The sequence below is a fragment of the Psychrobacillus sp. genome (assembly GCF_056205495.1).
This window is the reverse complement of sequence record NZ_JBAEAP010000580.1, coordinates 1-3,719: the sequence shown is the minus strand read 5'-3', so window position 1 is coordinate 3,719 and position 3,719 is coordinate 1. Positions and strand designations below refer to the sequence as shown.

The 3,719-nt window shown below is 36.1% G+C and carries 4 protein-coding genes; 3 read left to right on the top strand and 1 reads right to left on the bottom strand.

Going from position 1 to position 3,719, the window contains the following annotated elements; genetic code table 11:
• Positions 1 to 415 (bottom strand): DUF6944 family repetitive protein (locus tag AC06OU_RS16430; RefSeq protein WP_475857209.1); only part of this gene is annotated, 415 nt, incomplete at its 3' end.
• Between the two features lie 259 nt (positions 416 to 674).
• Between AC06OU_RS16430 and AC06OU_RS16425 the strand changes: the two genes are divergently transcribed.
• From AC06OU_RS16425 to AC06OU_RS16415, 3 genes are read left to right on the top strand one after another with little or no spacing between them, the layout of a single operon-like run.
• Positions 675 to 1,355 (top strand): response regulator transcription factor, encoded by a 681-nt coding sequence (locus tag AC06OU_RS16425; protein ID WP_475857207.1) that lies wholly within the window; start codon positions 675 to 677, stop codon positions 1,353 to 1,355.
• An 11-nt stretch (positions 1,356 to 1,366) separates the two neighbouring features.
• Entirely contained in the window at positions 1,367 to 3,097 is a 1,731-nt protein-coding gene (locus tag AC06OU_RS16420) for a sensor histidine kinase (RefSeq protein WP_475857205.1), read from the top strand.
• Positions 3,090 to 3,602, top strand: a complete 513-nt coding sequence (locus tag AC06OU_RS16415) for a hypothetical protein (RefSeq protein ID WP_475857204.1) — start codon at positions 3,090 to 3,092, stop codon at positions 3,600 to 3,602. The genes AC06OU_RS16420 and AC06OU_RS16415 overlap by 8 nt, the downstream gene beginning before the upstream one ends.
• The last annotated feature ends 117 nt before the right edge of the window (positions 3,603 to 3,719 follow it).

Sequence of the window (3,719 nt, the reverse complement as noted above, 5' to 3'; positions counted from 1 at the left end):
GATATCTAACCGACAAAGCTTGATAGGCAGCTCCAACGACTTGAATAACATCACCTAAATTATTTAGAGCATTTTGTATGGACTGGTTTCCTGTGAAATCAATCGTTAATGCTCCTCCTACGGCCTCGATCAAATCACCTTGTGAACCTAATACCGAGCTAACATTTTCATTTTCAATGAACTCTGCTTGTAAGGAAACCAAGTTTCCAAACGCCTCCAGTTGGCTACCCACAATGAATAAGTAATCCTGATTTTGCGGTATGAGACCACTTCCCACAGCCTGTAATGCCAAACCAATGATATTTAAATCGTTTAGCATCGCATCAGATAAAACCTGGGAAGGGGTACTGCCTACAGCAGATATTACAGTTCCTATTGCTTCAGTCCAAGCACTTATTTGTGATTCAGTCCACATTTTTAATCATTCCAATAACAGTTGATTCGACCCTTTATTAGTATATGTCAGCATCTTTGAGGGAGTTAGACAGTTATTATTATGGAAAACAGACCTTGTGCTAAGGAACTACAAATATAGGAAAATAGGAAGATTTTAACTGCAATTATATAATTCTTTTCAAAAATAATATAAAATACACACAAAGTACACATAAGGCCTTTATAGTGAGCCTTAGGGGTGATGACTAAGATTGAGGGATAAATGGGAGTCTTAAACTATGAAACTAAAGGTATTGTTGATTGAGGATGACATGTTGATGAGGGAATTTATAACAGACTATTTCAAAAGGGATAATTGGGAAATTTATGAAGCAGATGACGGAAAAACAGGGATTGAATGTTTCAATCAAACAAACTTTGACTTAGTTATTTTAGATATCATGTTGCCTAAAATGGATGGATGGTCTGTATGCAAGTACATTCGTGAAAAATCGGAGGTACCTATCATAATTATTACCGCAAAATCAGAAGACGATGATCAAATCTTGGGATTTGAGCTAGGTGCAGATGAGTATGTTACTAAGCCTCTAAGTCCAAGGGTATTGGTAGCCCGTGCCAATGCATTGATAAAAAGAAGGGAAGGTATTGTCGTACAGGATGGAGAGACGGAGATTTACGGGAATATACGTATTAATCGATCGGCACATACCGTTTCGATTGCTCACGAAAAGATACTTCTCTCACCAAAAGAGTATGATTTGTTCATCTTTCTTATCAAGCATTATGGCAAGGTATTACACCGAGAATATATTTTAAACGCTGTATGGGGGTATGACTATATGGGAGATTTACGCACCGTAGATACACATATAAAAAAGTTAAGAGCGAAGCTTGGAGTAGAAGGGAAATATATTTATACCGTTATACGATCTGGCTATAAATTTGAAGTGGAATCATGAGAAGAAATAGTGTGGTTTTTAAACTGTTTATTGTAACGACTACTCTTATTTTAATTGTTTTTTCTTTTGTCATGCTAGCTGAAGTGTTCTTTTTCGAAAAGTTCTACCATTCGTCAAAGGTACAAACATTAGAAGAGAATATGATTTATTTAAAAGATCAAATCAATAAAGAGGAACTAAATGAACAACAAATAAACGAGCAAATTGCTTCCTTAATGAATCAAAAAGATGCAACAATTTCTATACTAAATGAATATTTTAACCACATCCCAATAGAACCATATTATATCGAGCTAAACGTTGACCAAACCTTGATCTCTATTCGAATTCCCAATGAGGGGATGGAGGTGGAATCACTTCCACAAGAACTCGAGATTGGCAATACATTAGTTATAGATGGAATTTTCATAGATGAAAAAAATACAATTTTACAGCCAGTTGAGATTAACCCTCCTAAATTTAGGGACGTCCAAATGGGACTGTCAAGAGTGCAGGGAAAGGTAACTGATTTTTTACTACCAGAACAAAGGTCATACAACCCTCTCTATCAAGACACTCTCATTGATGAAGTCTTAAATGATTGGATACCTAATTCTCGAGAATTATCACTTTTGAAAGATGGATCTGTCGTACAAAGACAATGGCAGGACAAATGGAGTGGAGTAAATTACATTGTCTTAACATCCGCACTAGAGGATCAGGACAGGTATTTAATGGTTATGGCTTCTTTACAGCCTGTTGGAGATGCAGTCGAGGTACTTAAACAATACTTTATCTTAATAGCTCCTATTGTTATTGCTCTGGTTATTATCCTGTCTATGATTTACTCTAGGATTGTTTCAAGACCGATAAGAATGTTAAGCCGTTCTGCAACGCGCTTAGCTAAACTCGACTTTTCTGAGCAAATAGAAATCCGTTCCAAGGATGAATTTGGTGGGCTTGCGCGAGACATGAATTCCTTATCGAATAATTTACAAACAGCTTTAAATGATTTAACACTTGCAAATGGGAAACTACAAGGGGAAATAAAAGAGAAACAGCAGGCTGAGAAACTTCGCAAACAGTTAATTGCAAACCTCTCTCATGAGCTGAAAACCCCTCTTGGAATTATAAAAGGCTTCGCTGAAGGCTTGCAGGATAATATAGCTAAAGAAAAAAGCGAACGGTATCTATCTCTGATCGTTAGTGAAACAGATCGGATGAATGCCTTAATTTTAGATATGCTAGAGCTTTCGAAATATGAGGCAAAGGCTATCCGCTTACAGATGGAAAACTTCTCTTTAACCGATTTAATAGAGAATGTAGCTGAATCTTTTTCTCAGCAGTTGGAGAGCAAACGATTATTACTCAGCTATGACTTTGAAGCTGATCAAATATTAGTTAAAGCAGATTACAGAAGAATTGAACAGGTTATCTTGAATCTTTTGAGCAATGCAATTCGGCATGCTTCCGAGAATACTATAATAACCGTTAGTATTACTCGAACAGAGGTGAGTAAAGTGACAGTAATAATAGAAAATGTTGGCTCATTCATCGCGGAGGAAGAGCTAAGCAATATTTGGGAACAATTCTACCGTATTGAAAACTCACGAAACCGCAAATCCGGTGGTACCGGTTTGGGGCTAACCATAGTGAAACATATACTCGAGCTTCATCAAAGTGAATATCGAGGGATGAATACAAATCAAGGAGTAGCATTTTCTTTTACATTAAATGAGGATAGGGGAGAACAAGATGAATAAATCTATTTACATTATAGCTATAACGGTACTTTTCTTTACCAGCGGCTGTGGAACACAAATAAATTCTACTACATCTGACAAGTCGGAAGATAGTCAAAATGAATCAACAGCAGCAAAAGGAACATCGGATAACAAAAAAGAAACTAAAACTGAAGACAATCAACTGAAACAAGTGACGGACGAGGAGATTTTAATTGTTATTGACCAAACAGCTAAACCAATTGAAGGGAATAGCTTTGACTTTGTCATAAAAGAAGTACCAGAGGGATTCTCCTTAACAGAAATGCAGTGGATTTCAAATAAACATCAAGTGATTAACACAGTTCAAGAAGCCATTGAACATGCAGCTAGCGGAGAAGAAGGATTCTATATTAGTGGGAATGGCGAGTATTCCGGATTCTTCTATTCTGATGCTATGAAAGGAGAAGAAGGGAAGGTAATATTTATTTTCAAAGATGACCAAGGCAAAGAGCTAACTTGGGAGAAAACTATTACTTTAAACTAACATCTGTGTTTAATAGCTTTTCTTTATTTCCGTTAAATGACATGTGTAAAAATTAAAACACCTCATTGATGTTTCATGGTAAAATATACTAATAAATATAAAATATTCAATGAATGG

Coding starts and splice junctions, on each gene's coding strand:
- AC06OU_RS16425 (WP_475857207.1), top strand. CDS start 675: ATGAAACTAAAGGTATTGTTGATTGAGGATGACATGTTGATGAGGGAA.
- AC06OU_RS16415 (WP_475857204.1), top strand. CDS start 3,090: ATGAATAAATCTATTTACATTATAGCTATAACGGTACTTTTCTTTACC.